This is a genomic window from Parahoeflea olei (assembly GCF_001703635.1).
GTDB lineage: Bacteria > Pseudomonadota > Alphaproteobacteria > Rhizobiales > Rhizobiaceae > Hoeflea > Hoeflea olei.
The window spans coordinates 177622-201461 of the sequence record NZ_LQZT01000012.1 but is presented as its reverse complement, the minus strand read 5'-3'; the positions used below and the strand labels follow the sequence as shown (position 1 = coordinate 201461).

The 23840-nt window shown below is 65.1% G+C and carries 21 protein-coding genes; 5 read left to right on the top strand and 16 right to left on the bottom strand.

Going from position 1 to position 23840, the window contains the following annotated elements; genetic code table 11:
- Nucleotides 1-29: 29 nt before the first annotated feature.
- The gene (gene nadA, locus AWJ14_RS09525; RefSeq protein ID WP_066177878.1) at nt 30-1109 is read right to left on the bottom strand and encodes a quinolinate synthase NadA; all 1080 of its coding nucleotides are present in this window, start codon (nt 1107-1109) and stop codon (nt 30-32) included.
- A gap of 298 nt (nt 1110-1407) precedes the next feature.
- On the opposite strand from nadA, the gene AWJ14_RS09520 reads away from it, so the two are divergent.
- The gene (locus tag AWJ14_RS09520) at nt 1408-2643 is read left to right on the top strand and encodes an MFS transporter (protein ID WP_066177877.1); all 1236 of its coding nucleotides are present in this window, start codon (nt 1408-1410) and stop codon (nt 2641-2643) included.
- A 96-nt stretch (nt 2644-2739) separates the two neighbouring features.
- On the opposite strand, the gene AWJ14_RS09515 is transcribed toward AWJ14_RS09520, so the two are convergent.
- The 10 genes from AWJ14_RS09515 to rpoZ form a co-directional block, all read right to left on the bottom strand.
- The gene (locus AWJ14_RS09515; RefSeq protein WP_066177875.1) at nt 2740-4662 is read right to left on the bottom strand and encodes a PhoX family protein; all 1923 of its coding nucleotides are present in this window, start codon (nt 4660-4662) and stop codon (nt 2740-2742) included.
- Nucleotides 4663-4805: 143 nt separating this feature from the next.
- The gene (locus AWJ14_RS09510; protein ID WP_066177873.1) at nt 4806-5315 is read right to left on the bottom strand and encodes a PaaI family thioesterase; all 510 of its coding nucleotides are present in this window, start codon (nt 5313-5315) and stop codon (nt 4806-4808) included.
- Nucleotides 5312-6082, bottom strand: a complete 771-nt coding sequence (recO, locus tag AWJ14_RS09505) for a DNA repair protein RecO (RefSeq protein WP_066177870.1) — start codon at nt 6080-6082, stop codon at nt 5312-5314. The genes AWJ14_RS09510 and recO overlap by 4 nt, the downstream gene beginning before the upstream one ends.
- Nucleotides 6083-6099: 17 nt before the next feature.
- On the bottom strand, nt 6100-7038 hold the full coding sequence (gene era / locus AWJ14_RS09500) for a GTPase Era (RefSeq protein WP_066177868.1): 939 nt from the start codon (nt 7036-7038) through the stop codon (nt 6100-6102).
- Complete coding sequence (gene rnc / locus AWJ14_RS09495; protein WP_066177866.1) at nt 7031-7756, bottom strand: ribonuclease III; 726 nt, start codon at nt 7754-7756, stop codon at nt 7031-7033. The genes era and rnc overlap by 8 nt, the downstream gene beginning before the upstream one ends.
- Nucleotides 7753-8499: a signal peptidase I gene (lepB, locus tag AWJ14_RS09490; protein WP_066177864.1), complete on the bottom strand. Its 747-nt coding sequence runs from the start codon at nt 8497-8499 to the stop codon at nt 7753-7755. Before lepB ends, rnc begins: the two co-directional genes overlap by 4 nt.
- A 154-nt stretch (nt 8500-8653) precedes the next feature.
- Nucleotides 8654-9055: a holo-ACP synthase gene (gene acpS / locus AWJ14_RS09485; protein WP_066177862.1), complete on the bottom strand. Its 402-nt coding sequence runs from the start codon at nt 9053-9055 to the stop codon at nt 8654-8656.
- The gene (locus tag AWJ14_RS09480; protein WP_066177860.1) at nt 9052-9663 is read right to left on the bottom strand and encodes a DUF2062 domain-containing protein; all 612 of its coding nucleotides are present in this window, start codon (nt 9661-9663) and stop codon (nt 9052-9054) included. Before AWJ14_RS09480 ends, acpS begins: the two co-directional genes overlap by 4 nt.
- 191 nt (nt 9664-9854) lie before the next feature.
- Nucleotides 9855-12095: a RelA/SpoT family protein gene (locus AWJ14_RS09475; RefSeq protein ID WP_066177858.1), complete on the bottom strand. Its 2241-nt coding sequence runs from the start codon at nt 12093-12095 to the stop codon at nt 9855-9857.
- Nucleotides 12096-12225: 130 nt separating this feature from the next.
- Nucleotides 12226-12627 carry a DNA-directed RNA polymerase subunit omega gene (gene rpoZ, locus AWJ14_RS09470; RefSeq protein ID WP_066177857.1) on the bottom strand — a complete coding sequence of 134 codons (402 nt, stop codon included), beginning with the start codon at nt 12625-12627 and terminating at the stop codon, nt 12226-12228.
- 391 nt (nt 12628-13018) lie between these two features.
- On the opposite strand from rpoZ, the gene AWJ14_RS09465 reads away from it, so the two are divergent.
- Together AWJ14_RS09465 and AWJ14_RS09460 are read left to right on the top strand one after the other, a co-directional pair.
- Entirely contained in the window at nt 13019-13600 is a 582-nt protein-coding gene (locus AWJ14_RS09465; protein WP_066177855.1) for a LabA-like NYN domain-containing protein, read from the top strand.
- Entirely contained in the window at nt 13597-14358 is a 762-nt protein-coding gene (locus tag AWJ14_RS09460; RefSeq protein ID WP_083220156.1) for a uracil-DNA glycosylase family protein, read from the top strand. The genes AWJ14_RS09465 and AWJ14_RS09460 overlap by 4 nt, the downstream gene beginning before the upstream one ends.
- Nucleotides 14359-14389: 31 nt before the next feature.
- On the opposite strand, the gene smpB is transcribed toward AWJ14_RS09460, so the two are convergent.
- On the bottom strand, nt 14390-14872 hold the full coding sequence (smpB, locus tag AWJ14_RS09455; RefSeq protein ID WP_066177853.1) for an SsrA-binding protein SmpB: 483 nt from the start codon (nt 14870-14872) through the stop codon (nt 14390-14392).
- Between the two features lie 2 nt (nt 14873-14874).
- The gene (dapA, locus tag AWJ14_RS09450) at nt 14875-15756 is read right to left on the bottom strand and encodes a 4-hydroxy-tetrahydrodipicolinate synthase (protein ID WP_066177851.1); all 882 of its coding nucleotides are present in this window, start codon (nt 15754-15756) and stop codon (nt 14875-14877) included.
- A 316-nt stretch (nt 15757-16072) separates the two neighbouring features.
- On the opposite strand from dapA, the gene AWJ14_RS09445 reads away from it, so the two are divergent.
- Nucleotides 16073-18130, top strand: coding sequence for a lytic transglycosylase domain-containing protein (locus AWJ14_RS09445; protein ID WP_066178584.1), 2058 nt, complete (start codon nt 16073-16075; stop codon nt 18128-18130).
- Between the two features lie 69 nt (nt 18131-18199).
- On the top strand, nt 18200-19165 hold the full coding sequence (locus AWJ14_RS09440; RefSeq protein ID WP_083220154.1) for an alpha/beta fold hydrolase: 966 nt from the start codon (nt 18200-18202) through the stop codon (nt 19163-19165).
- Between the two features lie 25 nt (nt 19166-19190).
- Here AWJ14_RS09440 and AWJ14_RS09435 read toward each other — a convergent pair whose 3' ends face one another.
- The 3 genes from AWJ14_RS09435 to AWJ14_RS09425 all read right to left on the bottom strand — a co-directional run bounded on the left by AWJ14_RS09435 (nt 19191) and on the right by AWJ14_RS09425 (nt 23285).
- Nucleotides 19191-20069: a hypothetical protein gene (locus AWJ14_RS09435; RefSeq protein ID WP_066177850.1), complete on the bottom strand. Its 879-nt coding sequence runs from the start codon at nt 20067-20069 to the stop codon at nt 19191-19193.
- A 153-nt stretch (nt 20070-20222) separates the two neighbouring features.
- Nucleotides 20223-22028 carry an OmpA family protein gene (locus AWJ14_RS09430; RefSeq protein ID WP_139112590.1) on the bottom strand — a complete coding sequence of 602 codons (1806 nt, stop codon included), beginning with the start codon at nt 22026-22028 and terminating at the stop codon, nt 20223-20225.
- A 138-nt stretch (nt 22029-22166) separates the two neighbouring features.
- A complete protein-coding gene (locus AWJ14_RS09425) occupies nt 22167-23285 on the bottom strand; it encodes a porin (RefSeq protein ID WP_066177845.1) in 1119 nt (372 codons plus the stop codon).
- Nucleotides 23286-23840 lie beyond the last annotated feature (555 nt).

Sequence of the window (23840 nt, the reverse complement as noted above, 5' to 3'; positions counted from 1 at the left end):
CTGGCAGACGGGGCCGGAAGGCCTGTTCGTCAGTTCTTCAGATTGATCATCCGCTCGACGGCAAGCCGCGCGCGGCCGGCGATCGCCGGGTCGACCAGCACTTCCTCGGTCATGCCGAGCAGGCTGTCGAGGATCTTGGGGAGCGTGATGCGCTTCATGTGCGGGCAGAGATTGCAGGGCTTGATGAAGTCGACGCCCTCGACCTCGCTCTGGACGTTCGACGCCATAGAGCATTCGGTGACGAGCAGCACCCGGGCGGGCCGCGTGTCCTTGACGTAGTTGATCATGCCGGCGGTCGAGCCCGAATAGTCGCAGACCGCGATCACGTCCGGGTGGCATTCGGGATGGCCGATGATCTCGATCGTCGGGTCGGCTTCCTTGTACGCGAGCAGTTCGTCGGCCGTGAAGCGCTCATGCACTTCGCAGTGGCCCTTCCAGGTCAGGATCTTCTTTTTCGTCTGCTTGGCGACATTCATCGCCAGGTATTCGTCGGGGATGCACAGCACCGTGTCGGAGGCGAAGCTTTCGCACACGGCGACCGCGTTGGACGAGGTGCAGCAGATGTCGGTCTCGGCCTTCACCTCGGCGGAGGTGTTGACATAGGTGACCACCGGCACGCCGGGATAGCGCTCCCTGAGCAGCCGCACATCGGCGCCGGTGATCGATTCCGACAGCGAGCAGCCGGCCTTCACGTCCGGGATCAGCACGGTCTTCTCCGGATTGAGCAGTTTCGAGGTCTCGGCCATGAAATGCACGCCGCACTGGACGATGATTTCGGCATCGACCAGCGTCGCCTCGCGCGCCAGCTGCAGCGAATCGCCGACGATGTCGGCCACGCAGTGGAAGATGTCCGGCGTCTGGTAGTTGTGCGCGAGGATCGCGGCGCCGCGTTCCTTCTTGATCCGGTTGATCGCATGCACGTAAGGCGCATAGACCGGCCATTCAATTTCCGGGATATGCTGGCGCACGCGCTCGTAAAGATGCGCCGTTTCCCGCGCCACGGCGGGCGTGTATTTCAATTCCGGGCGTTCCATCACCCCGAACCGTTCCGCAGCGCTCATCACTCCCGCCCTGGCCTGCGCGGCCGTCCGTGTCTGCAACCGGGTCATGGTACCCCTCCCCATTTCACATTATGCTCAGATTGAGCATAATCGGGTCCAAAAGAAACCCGGCACTGCCGGGTTACCCTCCACATAAGATGTTGCGGCCATGATTGCAAGCGAGGCAATTGCCGCACCCTTGCATGGGACAGAACCGCCCCTGCCGCACGGGCAGCCGCGCCAACCCTTCGACGCCGGTGATGGCGCAGCCGCGACCCATCAATTTCGATGATCCTTATGTTCAAACGAAAGCACTTGTCCCGGAGATGACATTGGCTAAAGTCGCCTCCCAGCTCTGGAGCCCCCGATGTCCGAGAACCGTTCCGCATCCACCCCGCCACCCCTGCCCCTGCTGATCATCGCCGCCGGCGGCCTGATCGCGCTGATGTCCTTCGGCCCGCGCTCGGCCATGGGCTTCTTCCAGCTGCCGATGCTCGCCGACACCGGCTGGGACCGCACCACCTTCGGGCTCGCCATGGCGATCCAGAACCTGTTCTGGGGGCTCGGCCAACCCGTGTTCGGGGTCATTGCCGACAAGTTCGGCACCTGGAAGGTGCTGGCGCTGTCGTCGCTGCTCTATGCCGCGGGCCTGTTCATCATGTCGGTGGCGCCGAGCCCGGGCTGGTTCTATATCGGCGGCGGCGTGCTGGTGGGGCTTGGCATCGCCTCCGCCTCGTTCGGCATCGTGCTTGCCGCCTTCGCGCGCAACGTGGCCCCCGAGCGCCGCTCGATGGCCTTCGGCATCGGCACCGCTGCCGGGTCTGCCGGCATGTTCGTGTTCGCGCCGCTGAGCCAGGCGCTGATCGATGCCTATGGCTGGCAGGAAGCCCTGGTCTGGATGGCGGCGATGATGTTCATCATCCCGTTCCTGGCGATCCCGCTGCGCGGCAATTCCAGTTCCGGCACGCAGTCGGCGGCGCAATACCAGCAGTCGATCGGCCACGCCCTGCGCGAGGCGCTCGGCCACAAGAGCTATGTGCTGCTGGTCACCGGCTTCTTCGTCTGCGGCTTTCAGGTGGCCTTCATCACCGCCCATTTCCCGGCCTATCTGCGCGACATCGGCATCGACAGCAGCTATGCCGTGCTGTCGCTGGCGCTGATCGGCTTCTTCAACATCATCGGCTCGCTGGCCTCGGGCTATATCGGCCAGCGCTATTCCAAGACCATGTCGCTGGTCTGGATCTACCTGGCCCGTTCGGTCGCCGTCACCGCATTCCTGCTGTTGCCGCAGACCGGCGCCTCGGTGATCGTCTTCGCCATCGTCATGGGGCTCTTGTGGCTGTCGACGGTGCCGCCGACCAACGCGCTTGTCGCCATCATGTTCGGCACCCGCTATCTCGGCATGCTTGGCGGCATCGTCTTCCTGTCGCACCAGGTCGGCTCGTTCCTCGGCGTCTGGCTGGGCGGCTATCTCTACGACCTGTTCGGCACCTACGACCCGGTCTGGTGGCTGGGCGTGGCGCTCGGCCTGTTCGCGGCCGTCGTCCACTGGCCGATCCAGGAACGTGCCGTCATCCGCCCGGCACTGATGCCAGCGGAGTAGGACGGCCCGCACCTGAAGCCCCCGACGCCGGGGATCACACCCCGCAAAAGGCCGGGCATCGCCCGGCCTCCGCATTACCAGCCAGAGGGGCTTGGATCACCCCACAAGCGCGTTGTCGTCGCGCTTGACGGCGACGATCGACGAGCGCGGCAGCCCCTCGGCATCGGGGAAGCCCTTGCCCGGATGCTGGATGCCGACGAACATCGTCCGCCGGTCGGCAGACCAGCACAGGCCCGTGACTTCGCAGCCATTCGGGCCGGTCAGGAAGCGGTGGAGCTCCCCGCTCACCGGGTCGCCCGCCAGCATCTGGTTGTTGCCCATGCCGGCAAAGTCGCCCTCGTTGCTGTCGTCGCCATCGGTCTGTATCCAGATCAGGCCGGTGGAGTCGATCGCCATACCGTCGGGCGAATTGAACAGGTTGCCATCATTGACATTGGCGGAGCCGGCCATCGGCCCCTCCGCGTGAACAGCCGGATTGCCGGCCATCACATAGAGGTCCCATTCGAACACGTTGGTTGCATGGTCGTTGCGCGCCGGGCGCCAGCGCACGATCTGGCCGTAGTCGTTCTTCTCGCGCCGGTTGACCGCATTGACGCCCATCGCATCGCCGCCGGCATTGGTGCGCATCGTCCCGTCCTCGTTCCTGACGCCGCGGCGGGAATTGTTGGTCAGGCAGCAATAGGCTTCGATCGAGACCGGATTGACGGCCACCCATTCGGGTCGGTCCATGGTGGTCGCACCGACTTTCGACGCCGCCATGCGGGTGAAGACGGCGATCTCCGCCGCCGGCATTCCGGTGCTGTCTTCCGTCAGCGCGATCCAGCTTCCGGTCTGGTCGTCGTTGAACCTGGCGACGTGAAGCACGCCCTCATCCAGCAGCGTGGAGGTGTCTCCGCCCGGCACATAGATGTCGCGCGACACCCATTTGTAGAGAAATTCGCCGCGCTCGTCATCGCCGAGATAGACGACGACGCGCCCGTCGGCGGCGATCACGCATTCGGCGTTTTCATGCTTGAAGCGGCCGAGGGCGGTTCGTTTCACCGGCGTCGAACTCGGGTCGGCCGGATCGATCTCGACAACATAGCCGGCGCGATGCGGCTCGTTCGGCGTCTTCGAGACATCGAAGCGCGCGTCGAAGCCATGGTAGTTGTAGCGGCCCGGCTCGATCTCGGTGCTGATGCCATAGCGCTTGTAGCCGGCGCGCAGCGCGTCGTCCGCCGGCACCTCGGCAGTCGCGCCGAAATAGCCGTTGAAGTTTTCCTCGCAGGTCAGGTAGGTGCCCCACGGGGTCTTGCCGGAGCCGCAGTTGTTGAACGTGCCGAGCGAGGCTGTTCCGCTCGGATCCTCTGCGGTCTTGAGAAGGGCGTGGCCCGCTGCCGGGCCGGAAATCCGCATCGGCGTGTTGTGGTGGATGCGGCGGTTGAACGGGCTGTCGACCACCACCTTCCAGCCGTCCGCCTGCTCGGCGATCTCGAGAATGTTGACGCCCTGGAACTGCTGCAGGCGACGCACCTCGTCGGCCGAAGCGGGAACGCCTTCGGCATTGCCGGCGAGATTGAGCTTGTTGTTGGTGTATTCGCTGTTGACGACGAGCACCTGCCTGTCGCCGATCAGGAACAGCTCCATGCCGTCGGTGTTTTCGCCGAACACGCGGTCCGAGCCCTCCGTCGGCACGCCCGTCTCCGGGTCGAAGGCCGGTGCATCGGAAAACAGCGGATCGCCCCAGGAGACCAGCGTTTTCCAGCTATAGCCTTCCGGCACATGCACGGTGCTGTCGGTCTGCGCCGCGATCGGCGTGAAGGCAAACCGGCTCTGCTGGCCGGCAAGCGCCGTCGAGGCCTTGAGACCTGTGGTGCCGAACACGGCCGCTGCCGAGCCCATGACCAGCAGGCCGCCGAGAAAGCCGCGGCGGGAGAGCGCGCGCTCGACGACATGATCGAAATCGTGCTCGGTCGGGCGCGGAAATTTCAGTTCGTCCCACGCATCGGCGGACAATTCGGTGATGCTCACGTTTTCCATGGAAGACCCCACTGTTCGGAATGGCCCCAAGTTGATAACGCGGAGGTGTGACACCCCCTTTACATCTTTGTGACCGGGCGGAGACAGATGCTCAACCGCCCCTGCGCCCCGTGGGAGACCGCCTCAACGCCGCGAATGCCGCCTCAGCGCGAGAGCTTTTCGATCGGGAAGATCGCGCAGGTCTCGGTGCCATGCGCCAGGAGTTTGCCGGACGCGTCGCGCAGGAAGGCCTCCGATGTGGCGAGCGTCCTGCCGCGATGCACCACCCGCCCCTCGCAGCTGACCTCTTCCATGTCCGGCGCCATCGGGCGGGTGAGGTTGAGCTTGAACTCGACGGTGGTGTAACCCTCGCCCGGCGGCAGCGTCGTCATCACCGCGCAGGCGAGCGCCGAATCGAGGATCGTCGCCGCCCAGCCGCCATGGACCGAGCCGAGCGGATTGAGGTGATCGGCGGTCGGCGCGCCGGAAAAGGCGACAAGCCCCTCCTCCACGCGCGTCAGCCGGAAGTTCAGGGTCCGCGCCATGGTCGCACCCGGCAGTCGGCCTTCGAGCATGCCGCGCATCACCGAAAGCCCGCCCTCGCGCGCGACCACATCAAGCGGGATCACGCCGGTAAAGCGCTGGCCCTTCGAGGCGTCGGCGCCGCCGCTCACGTGATTGCCTCAACCGCCCGCGCTGGGCTCTCGCCCCTTTCGGGCAAGGCGCGCACCGCCGCCGCGCAAAAACTCTCGCGGCTGACCGGCCGGGCGATGCCGCGCGGCTCGAACACATGCCGGTCGAGAAAATAGCCGGTCAGGCGAAACGCCTCGGCCAGCGCCCCGGCATCGCTGCAGGGCACGTCGCGGTCGGTGAGGAAGCCCGGCAAGGCCAGGAGCCTGTCAGCCCAGGGCGCCCCGGCCCCGGAAGAGACCGCACGACCCGATTTGGGCGACACATAGACCAGGTCGGAGCGCACGCCGGTGGCGGCACAGGCACTCAGATCGAGCCCGAAGCCCAGGTCCTCGAGCACCGCGAGTTCGAAGCGCACGTAAAGCGCGCCAGCCTGTTCGGGCGCATCGAAACTGTCGAGGATGATCGCGAAGGCGTCGTGCAGCCGCGGGTGGGAATCGCGTTCGGGCAGAAGCCGCAGCAGGGCCGCCATGGTCTGCACGCCGTGCAAGCCGATGGCGCTCTGCATCAGGTGACCGGCGCGCGCGTTGAGAAGCTCGACCTGGTACTGGCCCAGATGCTCGTCAAGCCGGGCGCGCCAGACGAGGTCCACCGAATTGCCCGGCTGGAGCACCGGCTGCAGCCTTTTCGAGCGGCCGCCGCGGACGATGCCCATGTGCCTTCCATGCGCGCGCGTCATCACCTCGGCGATCACCGAGGTCTCGCCATGCTTCCTCAGACCGAGAATGATTCCCTCGTCGCGCCATTCCATCGGCAGACTTTGCCCGCTCACTGCGGAAATTCAAGCCCGATCTCGCGATAGCGCTCGGGATCGTTGCCCCAGTTGCTGCGCACTTTCACGAACAGGAACAGGTGAACATTCTGCTCGAGGATCTCGGAGATCTCCTTGCGCGCGGCCTGGCCGATTGCCTTGATGGTCTCGCCCTTGTGGCCGAGCACGATCTTCTTCTGGCTGTCGCGCTCGACATAGATCACCTGCTCGATCCGGACCGAGCCGTCCTTCTTCTCTTCCCAGCGCTCGGTCTCGACATGCGAGGCGTAGGGCAGCTCCTGGTGCAGGCGCAGGTAAAGCTTCTCGCGGGTGATCTCGGCTGCGAGCTGGCGCATCGGCAGGTCCGAGATCTGGTCTTCGGGGTAGTACCACGGCCCTTCGGGCAGCGTGCGCGCGAGATAATCCATCAGGTCGGTGCAGCCAGAGCCGTTGAGCGCGGAGATCATGAAAGTTTCGGAGAACCGGGCCTTCTCGTTGCAGGCCGCCGTCAGCGCCAGCAGCGTCTCGCGCTTGACCTGGTCGATCTTGTTGAGAACCAGGATCTTCGGCTGGTGCACGTCGGCAAGCGCGTCGAGCAGCGCCTCGGCGTCGCCCTTGATGCCGCGTTCGGCATCGATCATCACCAGCACCAGGTCGCCATCCTTGGCGCCGCCCCAGGCCGAGGAGACCATCGCCCGGTCGAGCCGGCGCTTGGGCGCGAAGATGCCGGGCGTGTCGATGAAGACCACCTGGGTGCGCTCGTGGATGGCGATGCCGCGCACGATCGCGCGCGTGGTCTGCACCTTGTGCGACACGATCGACACCTTGGCGCCGACCAGCTGGTTCATCAGCGTCGACTTGCCGGCATTGGGGGCGCCGATCAGCGTGACGAAACCCGACCGGGTGGGCGTCTGCGGATCGGGCTGGTGGTCTTCGGTTTCGGGTGTGTCAGTCATGTCTGTTTCCTGTGCCGGGCTGCCAGACGCCCTCGCGTTCGAGAAGCGCTGTCGCGGCCGCCTGCTCGGCCGCGCGCTTGGACCTGCTTTCACCGCTGGCGGGCGCGGTACCGTCCACCTCGACGCTGACCCGGAACACCGGATCATGGTCGGGGCCGGTGCGGCTCGTCACCCGGTAGGACGGCGTCACGCCGAAGCGGGCGTGAGCCCATTCCTGCAATTCCGTCTTGGCGTCGCGACGGGCTCCGTCATCGGCCAGCGAGCGCGCTTTCCAGTGGGCGTGAATGAAATTGCGCGCCGCCTCGAGCCCGGCATCGAGATAGATCGCCGCGATCAGCGATTCCACCACGTCGGCGCGCACATTGACCATGCGGCTGCCGGTCAGCTTCTTGATCTCCGAGCCGGTGCGGATGAACTCGTGCAGGCCGATCTCGTCGGCGACCTGGGCGCAGGTCTGCGCGCTCACCAGCTGGTTGAGCCGGACCGACAATTCGCCTTCGCTGGCCTCGCGGTACTGCGAAAACAGAAGCTCCGCCACGCACAGGCCCAGCACACGGTCGCCCAGGAATTCGAGCCGTTCGTAATTCCCGCGCGCGGGACTGCGCAGGCTCGCATGGGTGAGCGCACGCTCCAGCCGGTCATGATCGGCAAACCGGTGGCCGATCCGTTCCTCGACCCGGGCAAAGACCTCCGCCGACTTCTTTTGCGCCCGCTTCATCGCTGCGCGGATTTGAAGAACCGGCCGAGCCGGAGGTCGGTCGGCCATTTCCAGATCTCAAGCGGCGAGGAATCCTCGGCGATCGAGAAGAAGATGATCGTCGCCCGGCCCACGAAATTTTCGAGCGGCACGTAGCCGACGTCGAAACGGCTGTCGAGCGAGTTGTCGCGGTTGTCGCCCATCATGAAATAATGGCCTTCCGGCACGACGAATTCCCGCGTGTTATCGCCCGGCGAATTGGGATTGATGTCGAGCGTGGTGTAGCTCACCCCGTTGGGCAGCGTCTCCTTGTAGACCGGGACATCGGTGCCCTGGTTGTAGCGTCCCTCCGGCGTGTAGTTGCCGACCAGTTCGCGCTTGACCGCCTCGCCGTTGATGTAGAGCACGCCGTCCGTCACCTGCACGCGGTCGCCGGGAAGCCCGATCACGCGCTTGATGTAGTCGACCTTGGGATTGCTCGGCAGCCGGAACACGGCGACGTCGCCGCGCTCGGGGTTGCTGCTCCAGATCCGGCCGGAAAACAGGTCGGGCGAAAAGGGAAGCGAGTATTTGCTGTAGCCGTAGGAATATTTCGACACGAACAGGTAGTCGCCCACCAGCAGCGTTTCCATCATCGATCCCGAGGGGATGCTGAACGGCTGGAACAGCAGGGTGCGGATGACGACGGCGAGCAGCAGCGCCTGGATCAGCACCTTGACGTTTTCCCACAGGCCGCTGGACGGGTTCTTCGTTGTTTCTGACACGCGTAGGATTCCTCAGCTAGGGGCGCGGATGCGCTTTCTCTAACGGTTTGCATCGCCCGCCGCAACACCGCCCGCCGAACTCCGGCCGGTCCGGGGAAAAGTGCTGCAAACCGGCTCTCGGCCGTGGCCTTTGCGCCCGCCCTGCCCCGCCGTTTCAGGCGCCGGGCAAGGCCTCGATGATCACGAAGGCCTGCGCCATCGGATAATCATCGGTAATTGTCAAATGAATGACGCCTTTCATGCCCTCGGGGAGCAGGCCGGCAAACCGTTCGGCGGCGCCGCCGGAAAGCTGCATGGTGGGTTTGCCGCCGGGCAGGTTGACCACACCCATGTCGCGCCAGAACACGCCCTGCGACAGCCCGGTGCCGAGCGCCTTCGAGCAGGCCTCCTTGGCCGCGAACCGTTTGGCGTAGGAGGCGGCCCGCGTCGCGCGCCGGTCCGAGCGCTGCCGTTCGACCTCGGTGAAACACCTGTGGGTGAAGCGTTCCCCGTGGCGCTCCAGCGTCTTCTCGATCCGTCGGATATCGACCAGATCGCTGCCTATTCCGATGATCATGCGCGCGTGGCCCTGTCGGCCGTCCGCTCGCGCCGCGCCGCCGCCAGCTCCTGGATCCGGGCCTTGGCGCGGGCAGCGAGCCGCGATTTGCGGCGCGCCTGGAACGCGCGCACGCCCCAATAGGTGACGATGTAGAAGCCGATGCCGGTGATGATGCCCGGCGGAACCGCGCCGATCAGCATCGGCTTGAGCACCGGGTCCCACAGCTGGCTGATGTCGAGCCGCCCGAGCAGCGCTTCGAGATCGATCTGCTTGTGATGGGCGCCGGTCTCGATCCCGATCAGCAGGTTTCCGAGCTTGAGCGTGGAGGCCCAGATGAAGGGGAACGACAGCGGATTTCCGAAGGCGGTGCCGAGCGCGGCGGCCACCATGTTGCCCGCGAGCACATAGGCGATCGCAAAGGCCAGCACGAAATGAAATCCGAGCAACGGCGTCCAGGAGGCAAACACCCCCGCCGCCACCCCGGCGGCAATCGCATGCGGCGTGGCGGTCAGCCGCAGCACCCGCTTGACGAAGTACTGGAACGACCGGCCAAAGGATCTGCGCGGCCAGAGCGCGGTACGCACCCGGTCGAGAAATCCCTGTGGTTTGCGGCGACGAAACAGCATCTGCGCCGTTCTCCCCCTACATTGTGTCAGTCGTAAGTCAACGCAAAGCGTTTCCCGCGAGAACCCGTCCTCGTCAGGGTCCGGGACCGACTATGCACGACAACAGCGAAGAACTGGTAAAAAAAGCTTCCCCCGAAACCGGGGAGCGTCAGGCGCGGACGCCGGCCCTCCCCGGCTGGCGTCCCGCGCGATCATTCATAGACCCTTTCGACCGTCGACACCGATCCCAGATCCTTGATCTGGGCGATCAACTGGTTGAGGTGCTTCAGGTCCCAGACCTGAAGATCGATCAGCATCTCGGTGAAATCGGCCGCGACGCGGACCATCGACAGGGTCTGGATATTGGTTTCGCTGGTGGCCACCGCCTGCGCCACCTCGGCAAGCGTTCCCGGCGCGTTGATGGCGGTGACGAGAATGCGCGCGGGAAAGCGGTTGCGGTTGTTCTCGTCGATATCCCAGCGGATATCGATCCAGCGATTGGGCTCGTCGTCGAATCTGGTCAAGGCAGGCGACTGGATCGGGTAGACGGTGATACCCGCGCCCGGCTCCAGGATGCCGACGATCCGGTCTCCGGGAACCGCGCCGCCGGGCCCGAAGCGGACCACGGAATTGTCGTCCATGCCGCGGATCGGCATCGCGTCCATGTCCGGGTCGGGGCCGATCTTGCGGCTGGTGGTGCTCGCCTTCTGCGACTTGTTGAGGCCCGGCAGCTTGAAGATCAGGCCGGCGGCGCTGCGCAGGTTGAACCAGCCCTCGTCGGCGGGCTTGCGCGGCGACACCCGGGTTTCCTGGTGATTGGGATAGACCGCCTTGAACACGTCTTCCGAGACCAGCTCGCCACGCCCGACGGCGGCGAGCATGTCCTCGACCTCCTTGTGGCCCAGACGGTAGAGCACCGGCTTCAGGCCTTCGCGCGAGAGCGGTTTGCCGGCGCGGGTGAAGGTGCGTTCGAGAATCCGCATGCCAAGCCCGGAATATTGCTTGCGCACCGCGGCCCTGGTGGCGCGGCGGATGGCGGCGCGGGCCTTGCCGGTGACGACGATCTCCTCCCAGGCGGGCGGCGGCACCTGCACACCCGAGCGCAGGATCTCGACCTCGTCGCCATTGGCAAGCCGGGTCACCAGCGGCATGATGCGGCCATTGATCTTGGCGCCCACGCAGGTGTCGCCGATATCGGTGTGCACCGCATAGGCGAAATCGATCGGGGTGGCGCCGCGCGGCAGCGCGATCAGCTGCCCCTTGGGCGTGAAGCAGAACACCTGGTCCTGGAACAGTTCGAGCTTGGTGTGTTCGAGAAAATCCTCGGGATTGTCGCCCACCGAAAGCGCTTCGATGGTCTGGCGCAGCCAGGAATAGGCGCGCGAGTCCTTGGACAGCAGCGCAGCGTCGCTCCCGGTCGCGGCATCCTTGTAGAGCGCGTGCGCGGCCACGCCGCGTTCGGCGATCTCCTGCATCAGGCCGGTGCGGATCTGCAGCTCGACGCGCTGCCGCGACGGGCCGACGATGGTGGTGTGGATCGAGCGGTAGTCGTTCTGCTTGGGCGTCGAGATATAGTCCTTAAACCGCCCCGGAACCACCGACCAGCGCATATGCACGATCCCGAGCGCCCGGTAGCACTCGGCCTCGGTGTCGACGATGATGCGGAAGCCGAACACGTCCGACAGCTGCTCGAAGGAGAGCGACTTCGACTGCATCTTGCGGAACACCGAATAGGCCTTCTTCTGCCGTCCCTTGACGGTGGCCTTCAACCCCTCCTGGGCAAACAGCGCGGAGAGCTCGTCCTCGATGGTGTGGATCAGGTCGCGGTTGCGCTTGGACAGTTCGGCGAGCTTGCCGGTCACCGTCTCATAGGCTTCGAGATTGATGTTCTTGAAGGCGAGCTCCTCGAGCTCCTCGCGCATCTCCTGCATCCCCATGCGCCCGGCCAGCGGCGCATAGATATCCATGGTCTCCTCGGCGATGCGGGCGCGCTTTTCCGGCGGCACGTGCTCGAGCGTGCGCATGTTGTGCAGCCGGTCGGCGAGCTTGACCAAGAGCACGCGCACGTCGTCGGAGATCGCGAGCAAGAGCTTTCTCAGGTTCTCCGCCTGCTTGGCGCGCTTGGTGACCAGGTCGAGCTTCTTGATCTTGGTCAGCCCCTCCACCAGCCGGCCGATGTCCTCGCCGAACAATTCGTCGATCTCGGCGCGCGTGGCGGTGGTGTCCTCGATCGTATCGTGCAGCAGCGCCACGGCGATGGTGGATTCATCGAGCCGCATCTCGGTCAGGATCGCGGCCACTTCCAGCGGATGCGAAATGTAGGGATCGCCGCTCGCCCGCGTCTGCTTGCCGTGCTTCTGCATGGCGTAGACATAGGCCCTGTTGAGCAGGGCCTCGTTGACATCGGGTTTGTATTTCTGCACGCGCTCGACGAGTTCGTACTGACGCATCATCGCAATGACACTCCACGACAAGAAAATGCGCCGAATCGAACGACCGGCGCATTGTTCCGCATCAGCTGTCTTTCGGCTTCAGGACCAGGCGCCGCCGGCATGGGGCATTCCGGCGCGGCTCTCCCGAGACTTAATAGTCGTCGCTTTTCTCCGGCGGGACAAGCCCTTCGATGCCGGCGAGCAGTTCTTCTTCCGACATCGACCCGAACGACACCGATTCCGGCTGGTCGTCCTCGACGGGGGCGTCCTCGGCAGCTTCGCCAGCCGGGATGAACCGGCCCGGATCGGGCTCGGGCTCGTCGACTTCCACATGCTTCTGCAGCGAGTGGATGAGGTCTTCCTTCAGGTCGCCCGGCGAAAGGGTTTCGTCGGCGATTTCGCGCAGCGCCACGACCGGGTTCTTGTCGTTGTCGCGCGGAATGGTGATCTGACCGCCCTGCGAGATCTGACGGGCGCGATGGCTGGCGAGGAGCACCAGCTCGAAACGGTTATCAACTTTGTCGATGCAATCTTCGACTGTGACGCGGGCCATTGCCTGTCCTTTGCAAACTGCGATGGGGGAGTTGACCCTGCGATAAACATATTGTGTGGCTATTTCAAGTCCTTTGGCGCAGAGGCCGCCGCAACCGCCCCGCCAGCGAGCCGATCCGGCAACCGCACCCCATGTTCCGAATGAATACGGCCAAAGGTCGTATAGCCAAAATCGTGTTGATTAATTAGGATTGCCGCATATTTATCGGGGCGGGCACTTGAAAAATATCCCTTATCACAGCATTTGCTCACATATCTTGACCTATTGAGTCGCTGGACTGCATCGGAATGAAGATGGACCTACAAGAAACAAGTTCGAAATCGAGCTATCTTGCCTTACTTCAGCTTAAGTCCATATTACATTGGAACGACTTTTGAGAGGAATCCAATAAGTGTTTGACTCCAGAGAGAAAATAGCTCTCTTTATCGACGGCGCGAACCTCTACGCCGCTTCAAAGAGCCTCAATTTCGACATCGACTACCGCAAGCTTCTGAAAGCTTTTCAGTCTCGCGGCTATCTGCTGCGCGCCTATTATTACACCGCCCTCATCGAAGATCAGGAGTATTCCTCCATCCGGCCGCTGATCGATTGGCTCGATTACAACGGCTACAAGGTGGTGACCAAGCCAGCCAAGGAATTCACCGATTCCACCGGCCGACGCAAGGTCAAGGGCAACATGGACATCGAATTGGCGATCGACGCCATGGAGCAGTCCGAGGTGGTCGACCATCTGGTGATCTTCTCCGGCGACGGCGATTTCACCTCGCTGGTCGAAGCACTGCAGCGCAAGGGCCGCAAGGTCACCGTGGTGTCGTCGCTGACCTCGCAGCCGCCGATGATTGCCGACGACCTGCGCCGCCAGGCCGATTACTTCATCGACCTCGCGAGCCTGAAAGCCGAAATCGGCCGCGACCCGTCGGAACGGCCGGTGCGCGCGGCTGTTGTCAATGACGACGACGATTTCGACGATTGACGCGTTCGCCGCCGTCTCCCGGCCTCGCACAGGAACGGACCGGGCGGCACTCCGGCGGGCGGCCGACCAAGGCTGACGCCGATCCGGCGGGCGCTCCGGCCGGAGGCACCGGACAGTGTCCGACAGACCCCGATCACGACTGCAGCCTCTGTCCGCGGCTGCGCGATTTCATTCTCGACAACCGGCATAAGCATCCCGACTGGCACAACGGGCCGGTCCGGACCTGGCACCCGCCGGAAGGAGCGGATAGAGCCCGGCTCCTGGTGGTGGGGCTCGCCCCCGGCCTGCGCGGCGCCAATCGCACCGGCATCCCGTTTACCGGCGACCAGTCGGGCGAGCTGCTCTACGCCACCCTTCAACACCATGGCCTTGCCGGCGCAGCCCCCGGCACCGGGGACGGCCTGCGCCTCGCGGGGGTCTCGATCACCAATGCCGTGCGCTGCGTGCCGCCGGGCAACAGGCCCACGGGCGCGGAGATCACCACCTGCCGCCCCTTCCTCTCGGCCACGATCGAGCGGCTCTGCAATCTTGAAGTCATTCTGACGCTCGGCAAGATCGCCCATGACAGCACCGTGCGTGCGCTCGGCGAAAAGCCCGTCCATCACCCGTTCGGCCATGGGGCGGAAACCCGGATCGGCAACGTCCTGATCCTGTCGAGCTATCACTGCTCGCGCTACAACATCAACACCGGCCGCCTGACCGGGGACATGTTCGATGCGGTGATCGGGGCGGCAGTCCGGCGCCTTTCGGAACGCTGAGCGGTCGTGGCGCGCGCGCTGACCGGAAGGATCAGCCGCGTTCGCGCAAGAGGCGGGATTTCTGCCGGTTCCAGTCGCGTTCCTTCTGGGTTTCGCGCTTGTCGTGCAGCTTCTTGCCGCGCGCGAGCCCCAGCAGCAGCTTTGCCAGGCCCTTGTCGTTGAAATAGATCTTGAGCGGCACCAGCGTCATGCCGTCGCGCTGGATCGCCTGCGCCAGCCGCGCGATTTCGCGCATCTTCAGCAACAGCTTGCGCCGCCGCGTGGGCTCGTGGTTGAAGCGGTTGGCCTGCAGGTATTCCGGCACATGCGAATTGATCAGCCACATCTCCCCGCCCTCTTCGTTGGCATAGGATTCGGCGATGTTGGCCTTGCCTTCGCGCAGCGACTTCACTTCGGTCCCGGACAGCACCAGGCCGGCCTCGACCGTGTCGACGATCTCGTAATTGAAGCGCGCCTTGCGGTTTTCCGCGACGACCTTGCCGTGCTGCGACTTGTCTTCCTTTTTCGGAGCCATGCTCAGGCCACCACCCCCGCGCGCGCCATGGCTGCATCGAGCAGCGCCGCGGTCGTATGATCGACCGTGGTCAGGGGCGAGCGCACCACGTTCTTGATCAGGCCCATCTTGCCCAGGCAATACTTGACGCCGGCAACGCCCGGCTCGGCGAAGATCGCCTTGTGCAGCGGCATCAGCCGGTCCAGCATCTCGAGTGCTGCCGTATAATCCCCCCGCAGCGTCGCCTCCTGGAACTCCGCGCATTGGCGCGGGGCGACATTCGCGGTCACGGAAATGCAGCCCACGCCGCCATGGGCATTGAAGCCGAGCGCCGTGGGATCTTCACCGGACAACTGCAGGAAATCGCTGCCGCAGACCATCCGCTGCTCGGCCACGCGCGCCAGATTGCCAGTCGCGTCCTTGACGCCAATGATGTTCGGAAAATCGCGATGGAGCGCGGCCATGGTTTCCACCGACATGTCGATCACCGAACGTGGCGGAATGTTGTAGATGACGATCGGCAGCGTGATGGCTTCGGCCACCGCCTTGAAATGCTGGTAGAGGCCGCGCTGGGTGGGCTTGTTGTAATAGGGAGTGACCACCAGCACCGCATCGGCGCCGGCCTTTTCGGCATGGACGGCCAGTTCGATGGATTCGGCGGTGTTGTTGGAGCCTGCCCCGGCAATCACCGGAACGCGGCCGCGCGCCACCTCGACGCAGAGCTCCACCACGCGCTTGTGCTCGGCATGGGTGAGCGTCGGCGATTCACCGGTGGTGCCGACCGGCACCAGGCCGTGGCTGCCGGCTTCGATCATCCGCTCGACATGGCGCGCAAAACCATCCTCGTCGACCGCACCATTTTCGGCAAAGGGGGTAACGAGGGCCGGAATGGAACCCTTGAACATACTGCTCTCCACAAACTCTTTTCGGCGCGATCGGGCGCAATTGTTTATCTCTACCCAGCCGATACAGGAAATCGCCGATAGGGAAAAGCCTTGCGAGGCCGCAGCGCGCGCTTTTGCGGCAAATCGATCCTCGCAGTGGGACGCAGGTTTGCGGGGCACCACCCGGTGCCCAACATTGCCCGCAATTGTGTCGGAAGATTGCCTTTGAGTGATCTCGCTAAGCTTTTGTTAAGTTTTGCTTCACCGGCGCCTGTTACACCCATGGAATGACCCGTCCACTCGCCCCCGGCGCTTTGATGCCGAACGGAAGATGAAGATGTCGAAGACTGCCCTTGCAACCCTGCTTGCCGTTTCAACCGTCTTGGCGACCGTGGCCGCAGCGGCGCCCGTGCCCGGGGGCACCATCCCGCTGCCGATTCCGCGGCCGGCGATCGACGCGGAAACCACCGCGGCGGTTCCCAAGCCGCGCCTGGTCGCGAACGCCGACGCCCCGGCGAGCCGGGAACTCAAGACCGGGCTCGAGGCGCTCGGCCGCGGCGACGCGACCCGCGCCCGCGCGATCCGCGACGCCATGCGCGACGGAACGCTCGACCATCACATTCTGACCTGGGCCATCGCGCTGTCGGGCCTCGAAGGCGTGCCCTCGGGCGAGATCGCCCGCGCCGCGGCCGATCTCAAGGGCTGGCCGGGGCTCGCTTCGTTCCGGCGCCTGTCCGAGCGGGCGCTTTATTTCGAAAATCCACCGCCCGCCCAGGTGCTCGCCGCATTCGGCGCGACCGAGCCGGAAACGCCGAAGGGCGCCATCGTCCTGATCCGGGCGCTGCGCGCCTCGGGCGACCTGAACCGCGCCCGCGCCACTGCCGCGCGCTTCTGGCGCGGCGTGATGATGGACGACCAGGACGCGAAGGTCTTCCTCGGCGAGTTCGATTCCCTTCTCGACAAGAAGGACCACTTCCAGCGCATGCAGATGCTGCTCTACCGGGACCATGTCCGTGACGCCAAGGCCGTGTCCGAGAAGGCCGGGGCTCAGTCGCTGTACCGCGCCTGGGTGGCGGTCATCGAAAAGTCCGCAAAGGCCGACAGCGCCATTGCGGCGGTGCATCCGTCCTGGCACGCGGAGCCGGCCTATCTCTACCTGCGCATCCGCCACCTGCGCCATCTCGAGCGCGACAAGGAGGCCGCCGCCCTGCTCGCCAAGATGCCGCGCGATCGCGACCGCCTCGTCGACCCCGACGAATGGTGGATCGAGGCGCGCGTGATCAGCCGCGGGCTTTACGAGCGTGGCGACGCCAAGAGCGCCTATCGCATCGCCGCCGCGCATCTGGCGAAAAGCCCCGAGGAATTCGCCGAAGCCGAGTTCCATGCCGGCTTCTACGCGCTGCGGGGCCTCAACGACGCCAAAACCGCGCACAAGCATTTCGCCGCCATCCTCGGCGTCGCCCAGGGACAGATTTCCCGGGCGCGCGCCAATTACTGGCTGGGCCGCGCCGCAGAGGCCGGCGGCGGTGGCAAATCGGCGGATTACTATGCCCTGGCGGCGCAGTTTCCCTCGACCTTCTACGGCCAGCTCGCCAGCGCCAAGCTGGGGCGCAAGACGCTCAACATCGCCTACCCCTCGCCCAGCCAGGCCGACCGGGTGCGCTTTGCCGAGCGCGAGGCGGTGCGGGCCATCCGCAAGCTCGAGGATGCCGGTTTCGAATGGCGCGCGGACATTCTCTACCGGGCGCTCGCAGCGGAACTCGACAGCCCCGGCGAAGTGGCGATCCTTGCAGCCATGGCAGAACGGCGGGGCGAACACCGCGTCTCGCTGCAGGTCGGCAAGATCGCCTGGAACCGCAATCTCGACGTGGCGGCACTGGCCTATCCGCTGGGCGCGGTCCCGGCGACCGCCAATATCTCAGGCTCCGGCAAGGCACTTGCCTATTCGATCGCACGGCAGGAAAGCGCCTTTGACAAGGCCGCGGTCTCGCCGGCCAACGCCCGCGGCCTGCTGCAGATCCTGCCCGGCACCGCCAAGGGCGTGGCCGCGCGCCACGGCCTGCCCTATTCGATGGACCGGCTGACCACCGATGCGGGTTACAACGCGACCCTGGGCGCGCAGTATCTCGGCGAGCAGATCGAGCAATTCGGCGGCTCCTACATCCTCACCTTCATCGCCTACAATGCCGGCCCGCGGCGCGTGCCGCAATGGATCGAGCGCTTCGGCGACCCCCGCGGCCGGTCGCTCGAAGAGGTGATCGACTGGATCGAAATGATCCCGTTCACCGAGACCCGGCATTATGTGCAGCGGGTGATGGAAAACTATCAGGTCTACAAGGCGCGCCTCGGCCAGCCGGCGAGCATCGAGCAGGATCTGCGGTTTGGACGCCGGTAGCCCTGTCGTCGCCTGCACGACCTGGGCTATGGGTATCTGTTTGCACGAGATCACCGAACGGATTTGACGATGGCGAAACCAAAGAGCGGCACACCGGGCGCGGCAGAGACCGGGCATGACGCAGCAGCACACCAGCCGCAGCCCACCCATGACGATGTCTATTTCCTGGCAAGCGACGGGCTGAAGCTGCATGCGGCCGACTACGGCCGCGACAATGCCGCGACGCGGGCGCGGCTGCCGGTGGTCTGCCTGCCTGGGCTCACGCGCAATGCAGCCGATTTTCACGATCTCGCCGTACTTCTGTCGAGCGACACCGAGACGCCGCGGCGGGTGGTCAGCTTCGACTATCGCGGTCGCGGCCTCTCCGCCTGGGACAAGGATCCCTCGCGCTACACCATTCTCGTCGAGGCCGATGACGTCATCGCCGGAATGGCGGCCCTGGGGCTCGAACATGCCATCTTCATCGGCACCTCGCGCGGCGGCCTGATCATGCATGCCCTGGCCGCCATGCGCCCGACCCTGATGGCCGCAGGCGTTCTCAATGACATCGGTCCCGTGGTCGAAGGCGCCGGGCTCGCCCAGATCAAGGCCTATCTGTCGCGCATCCCGCAGCCGGCAACCTGGGAGGAAGCGGCACAGAACCTCGCGACCGCGCATTCGAAGAGCTTTCCGGTGCTCAGCCCGTCCGATTGGGACGATTTTGCCCGCGCGGTCTATGTGGAAAAGCGCGGGAAACTGGTGGCCAATTACGATCCCGCCCTGCTTGACGGCCTCAAGGGCATCGATCTCAACACCCCGCTGCCCACCCTGTGGCCCCAGTTCGAGGGCTTGGGCAACAGGCCGATGATGGTGTTGCGGGGCGAACACTCGAGCCTTCTGTCGGATGAGACCGTTGAGGAGATGAAGCAACGCGTGCCCACGCTCCGCTCAGCCACGATCGCCGGCCACGGTCACGCCCCGATCCTGCATCTGTCGGGCATCCCGGAGATGCTGCGCGGTTTCTTTGCCGAGGTGGACAGGCAGCGGCACCCCTGAGGATGCCGCCGGCGATCGCCTGAGCTCAGGGCTTGCGCCTGCCCTTGGGGTTCGGGTCTGCGGAGCTTTCGACTTCGCCTCTGGCCACGCGTCCGGCGAAATCGGTGGTCCCGCCCCTGGCGAGGATCTTTGCCTGTCCGACCCAGTCTTCGCGTTCGATCCGCCCCGCAAAGGACAATTGCTCGGCAAATTGCGCCTGTTCCTTGCTGCTCCAGGCGGCAATCTGGGCAAAACTGTTGATTCCGGCGGCATTCAGCTTGGCCTCGATCTGTGGCCCTACCCCCTTGATCTGCTTGAGATTGTCGGGGACCGCGGCAGGTCCGGGCTTTGCCTTGGCGGGCTTCGGCTTCGCAGGCTTGGGCGCGGCGGCGGGAGCGGCCGCCGGATCAACAACCGCTTCAGCACCCTCGATCGCCGCCGCCCCGGAGCGCTTCATCCTGGCCGGCGCCGGACTTTCGGTTGCGGCTTTCGCCGGCTTGGCTGCGGCGGGTTTTGCCGCTGGCTTCGGTGCCGCGGTCCGGACCGGCTTGGGTTTGGCGGCGACGGCGGCAGCCTCCGGGGCTGGCGGGACAACCGGCGCGGCGGCTGCAGCAGCACCCGCTGGCGGCACCACCGCCGGGGCGACCGCTCCGGCCTGGGGCGCGACCGGCGCGATGGCCGCCGCGGCAACCGGGCGCCGCGGCACAGGCGACGGGCGCTGTGCCGGTGACGCGGGCTCGTAATGCGGGCGCGAAGCGGTCAGTTCCCCCGCCGTCGTGGCATGCGCGGCGCCGCTGTGGCTGATCGCGGCGGCGGCGCCAGAGCGACGCCAGTGCGGCGTCAACCCCCACTTCAGCCAGTATCCGAACAGGCAGCCCAGCACGAAGGCCAGCGCGACAAAAAACAGTGTCTGCAAAAAGAACATCGTCATTTCCTCCCACTCCCGTCAGGCCCGACAGGCCTCATGTCCGCTTGACGCCGAAGGCTTTCCAGCCCACCAGCGCCCCAACCAGAAACGCGCACAAAACCCAAAGCCAGATATGCGAGAACACGTAGATCATGCTGTTTTCCTCTCGGTTCACTCCGGTTCGTCAAGGACACGGAATTCAATGCGGCGGTTGGCCGCCTTGTCCGCGTCGGTTTCATTGCCGTTGACGGGACGGCTTTCCCCGTACCCGACGGCGCGCATCCGATCGGCCGCCACGCCCGCCTGGCGCAGATAGGAAAGCACCGCGTCCGCGCGCCGGGACGACAGCTTGAGATTGTCCGTCTCGGTTCCGTCGGAATCGGTATGCCCTGCGATCTCGAGCCGCACGGCGCCGCATTGCCGGGCGGCGAAGGCGATCTGGTCGAGATAGCCATAGGAATGGGTCTCGATCACCGCCTGCCCGGTCTCGAACAAGACAGTATTGAGCCGGGCCAGATGGTTGAGTTCGGCCTGGCAGTCGGATGGAGCGAGCACCTCTGCCGGCACCGGCGCCACTGCAATCGCTGTGGAGGCGGCAAACCCCGCCGGCATTTCTTCGGCAAGACGCCGCGCAATGTCCCCCGAGGCCGCGTCACTCAGGGCAACACCCTTGATGCTGACCGTGTCTCCGGCAATGCGCAGCTCGCCTTCGCGCAGCCGGCTCAGCGCCTGCAGGCCGGCGCGGGCGGCGGCCTCGAGCCCGTCCGGTGCCCCGTCGGCGACCTCCCGGGAATCATGCAATGGCAGAGTGCCGAATTTCAGGCGGGCCAGGTCCATCACCCGGCCCCATGCCGCAGCACTCGGCAAGGCACCACGAAGCGTGATCCCGTCGCCATCGCGCCGCACCGTCCAGCCATCGGCAAGGCCGGCCGAACCGCCGATATCGGCGCTGCCGAGCCGCACGCCCCCCGCGAGCGGACCGGACAGCCTCTGCTGGATCCGGCGAAACGCCGCGCCATCGACGGCGCGCCCCTCGAGATCGAGCACCGCGCCAGAAAGCCCGGCCGTGCCTTCGGCAAGGTCAGCCAGCACCGCAAGCGCGCCGTCCGCGGCCTTTGCGAGATCAAGGCCAGCGGGAAGCCCGGCGGCAAAACGCATCCGATCCTCCACCGGAATGCCGGGCAAGAGGGCTTTCGCCCGCGCGACAATCGCCACCCGCGTCGGCGCATCGGGGGCATAGCCCTCGAGAACGACCCCGTCCGGGCCGCGGCTCGCTGTCCAGCCGTAGACCCCAGGCGCGGCGGCCGGCGTGATGTCGATGGATTTGACCGAACCGGCGGAGGCGGGAATCGCCTTCAGTGCGGTCAATGCAAGCTCGTGGTCGTCAGGGTTGAGGGCCTGGCCGCGCACCGTCAAGGTCCGGTCCGAGATCTCGATGGTGCCGGTGGAAAAGCGCGTGAACGCGGCAAGACCGTAGGCTGCGAGCGCGACGAGACCGTCGGGGGCACCGCGGGCCGGCTGCATCCGGTCCGACAGCGCGATGCCAGGCAGCATCCCGCTCAGAATGCCGATCAGCTCGGCGCGTACAGTGTCGTTGGGCACGACGCCGCGCAACATCACGCCATCTGCGCCCTTTTCGAACGTAAGCCGGTAGGGTTTCGCTTCCGGCAGCAAAGTGGAATTGTCCGTGGCGGTTCTGACGCCGTAGACCCCACGGACGAGCGCCAAACCGCTTGCCTGGCTGGCCTCGTCGGGTGCCACGCCCTGCAGCGTCAGGTCACGCCCCGTGAGCGAGAGCTGGGCCCAGCCATGGCCCTGGCGCAGCGCCGCCTGCGCGCGGCCTTTCAGGTCGGCTTCGACGGCCGGGGCTTCGAACCAGACCGCAAGCGCTGTCAGGCACCCCACGCTCGCCAGGCCCGGCCATATGCATCGCTTCCAGTCGCCCATGCGGTCCCCGCCGACATCTCGTTCGGGCAAGCCTAACACCGCGCACAAGCACTGGCAAAGCCCAAAGCCCGGGCGCCTGCCCGCCCGTGATCGCCCATCCGTATGCGCACAAACGAAAAACCCGGCAGCCTGAGCTGCCGGGTCTATTCAGATCAAACCGAGGTTTGATTAGAACGAGCGCTGAACGCGGAGGTAACCACCGAATTCGCCGTCTGCGTTGGCAGCGTCAACTTCGTTGACCCATGCAACACCCGGGGTGACCACGAGGCCGGGAACCACGGTGTAGTTCATGTCGGCAACAACCGACCAGCCATCGTCGATGCCGGCGATGGTGCTTTCAACCCAGTTGCCCTGGATGTTGAGAGCGAGGCGATCGGTAGCCTGGTACGAAGCACCGACAACGGCTGCCCAGGTTTCGTCGGTGGACAGGCCGATGTTGCGCCAGGTGGTGTAACCCGAAGAGTTTTCACCATACAGGGCCATTGCGAACATCGAGAACTGATCGTTGAGCGTCACGTATGCACGCAGCTTGGCAGCCCAACCACCGCGGGCGAAGCCACCGATGTCGTCACGCGAGTCGTAAGCAACGACGCCGCGCAGGTTGAACATGCCGGCGTTGTAGCCGAGACCAGCGACAACATGCGGCATGTAGTCGTCGATTGCCCAGTCGTCGTTGGTGGCAGCGCTGTTGTTCTCACCCTGTTCCAGCGAGATGATCGCGCTGAGCGGGCCGCTGTTGTAGGTGTAGCTGACGAGGTTGGTGTCGTAGGGGCCAGCCGAGAACAGCTCGTCGTCCTTGACCACGTTACCAGCGTAACCGGTGAAGGTGATGAAAGCCGACTCGTCCTTACCAACGCGCAGACCGCCGAGCTGGACCCAGGCGAAGTTCAGCGTGACTTCGTTGTCGTTGGTGTAACCACCGCCGGCAACAGCGTTGCTGTCCCACTGGAAGCGGGTCTCGGTGTAGGTCCGCAGGGTGCCGAGTTCGGTTTCCGAAGCGGTGTTGGTGCGGAGCGACAGACGGGCGCGCTTGTTGTAGGTGCCGTCGCCGGTGACCGAGGTCTGCTCGAAACGCTCGCCGACGCCGATGTCGTAACGGACGTAACCGCTGATGCGCAGGCAGGTTTCGGTGCCCGGGATGTAGAAGTAGCCGGTGCCGAAGGCGTCGCAAACGCGGACGTATTCAACGGGCTCGGGCTCGGCGGCGATGATGGCGTCGGCAGCGCGAGCGCCGGAGACAGCAACCAGAGCTGCTGCGGAGCCGAGGAGAAGGCTCTTGATGTTCATGTTCTGACCTCCAGTCAGAACATAAAAAAACCGAACGGAAAATACCTATCTATTTGTTATAATTATTTTATTAGCGTTTCATTGGAGGGCGTGGGGTTTTCCCCTTGTCACGGCTGTCCGTGGTGCCGCGCCAGCCGGGGCGATGTCTGCGGCCATGAAGCGCGCATCCGATCAAGCTCGCCGGTCTGGTCGCGGCGGCCGCACCGGCCAGTCTCCGCCGGCAGGGTTGACGCCATGCGCCAACGCAAAATGAAGCGTTCCTGCTTGTGTCATTGGCATTGATGGCTGTGCGGACGGCGCGAGCGCGAGCATCGCCCGCATCTTCCTGGTCAGGGAATCGCAGATGCCCGAGTCGCGCCCTGACATGACGCCTGATTCTCGCGCGAATGCTGGAATATCCGGCGCTTTTCCTTGGCTACTCTTCGGAGTCCGGACGCGAATCCGTCCCCAAGTCCTAACGATCCGTAAACAAAGCGCGCCCCGGCCGCCGATTTCGTGTCATTTGTGCAACAGGGTCGGTGGAAGGCGCGACGGGGATCGCTCGCGCCGCTTGAT

Excerpts from the sequence above, each read along its gene's own strand:
- nadA (WP_066177878.1), bottom strand. The coding sequence starts at position 1,109 with ATGACCCGGTTGCAGACACGGACGGCCGCGCAGGCCAGGGCGGGAGTG.
- AWJ14_RS09520 (WP_066177877.1), top strand. The coding sequence starts at position 1,408 with ATGTCCGAGAACCGTTCCGCATCCACCCCGCCACCCCTGCCCCTGCTG.
- AWJ14_RS09515 (WP_066177875.1), bottom strand. The coding sequence starts at position 4,662 with ATGGAAAACGTGAGCATCACCGAATTGTCCGCCGATGCGTGGGACGAA.
- recO (WP_066177870.1), bottom strand. The coding sequence starts at position 6,082 with ATGGAATGGCGCGACGAGGGAATCATTCTCGGTCTGAGGAAGCATGGC.
- era (WP_066177868.1), bottom strand. The coding sequence starts at position 7,038 with ATGACTGACACACCCGAAACCGAAGACCACCAGCCCGATCCGCAGACG.
- rnc (WP_066177866.1), bottom strand. The coding sequence starts at position 7,756 with ATGAAGCGGGCGCAAAAGAAGTCGGCGGAGGTCTTTGCCCGGGTCGAG.
- acpS (WP_066177862.1), bottom strand. The coding sequence starts at position 9,055 with ATGATCATCGGAATAGGCAGCGATCTGGTCGATATCCGACGGATCGAG.
- AWJ14_RS09480 (WP_066177860.1), bottom strand. The coding sequence starts at position 9,663 with ATGCTGTTTCGTCGCCGCAAACCACAGGGATTTCTCGACCGGGTGCGT.
- AWJ14_RS09475 (WP_066177858.1), bottom strand. The coding sequence starts at position 12,095 with ATGATGCGTCAGTACGAACTCGTCGAGCGCGTGCAGAAATACAAACCC.
- rpoZ (WP_066177857.1), bottom strand. The coding sequence starts at position 12,627 with ATGGCCCGCGTCACAGTCGAAGATTGCATCGACAAAGTTGATAACCGT.
- smpB (WP_066177853.1), bottom strand. The coding sequence starts at position 14,872 with ATGGCTCCGAAAAAGGAAGACAAGTCGCAGCACGGCAAGGTCGTCGCG.
- dapA (WP_066177851.1), bottom strand. The coding sequence starts at position 15,756 with ATGTTCAAGGGTTCCATTCCGGCCCTCGTTACCCCCTTTGCCGAAAAT.
- AWJ14_RS09445 (WP_066178584.1), top strand. The coding sequence starts at position 16,073 with ATGTCGAAGACTGCCCTTGCAACCCTGCTTGCCGTTTCAACCGTCTTG.
- AWJ14_RS09440 (WP_083220154.1), top strand. The coding sequence starts at position 18,200 with ATGGCGAAACCAAAGAGCGGCACACCGGGCGCGGCAGAGACCGGGCAT.
- AWJ14_RS09435 (WP_066177850.1), bottom strand. The coding sequence starts at position 20,069 with ATGTTCTTTTTGCAGACACTGTTTTTTGTCGCGCTGGCCTTCGTGCTG.
- AWJ14_RS09425 (WP_066177845.1), bottom strand. The coding sequence starts at position 23,285 with ATGAACATCAAGAGCCTTCTCCTCGGCTCCGCAGCAGCTCTGGTTGCT.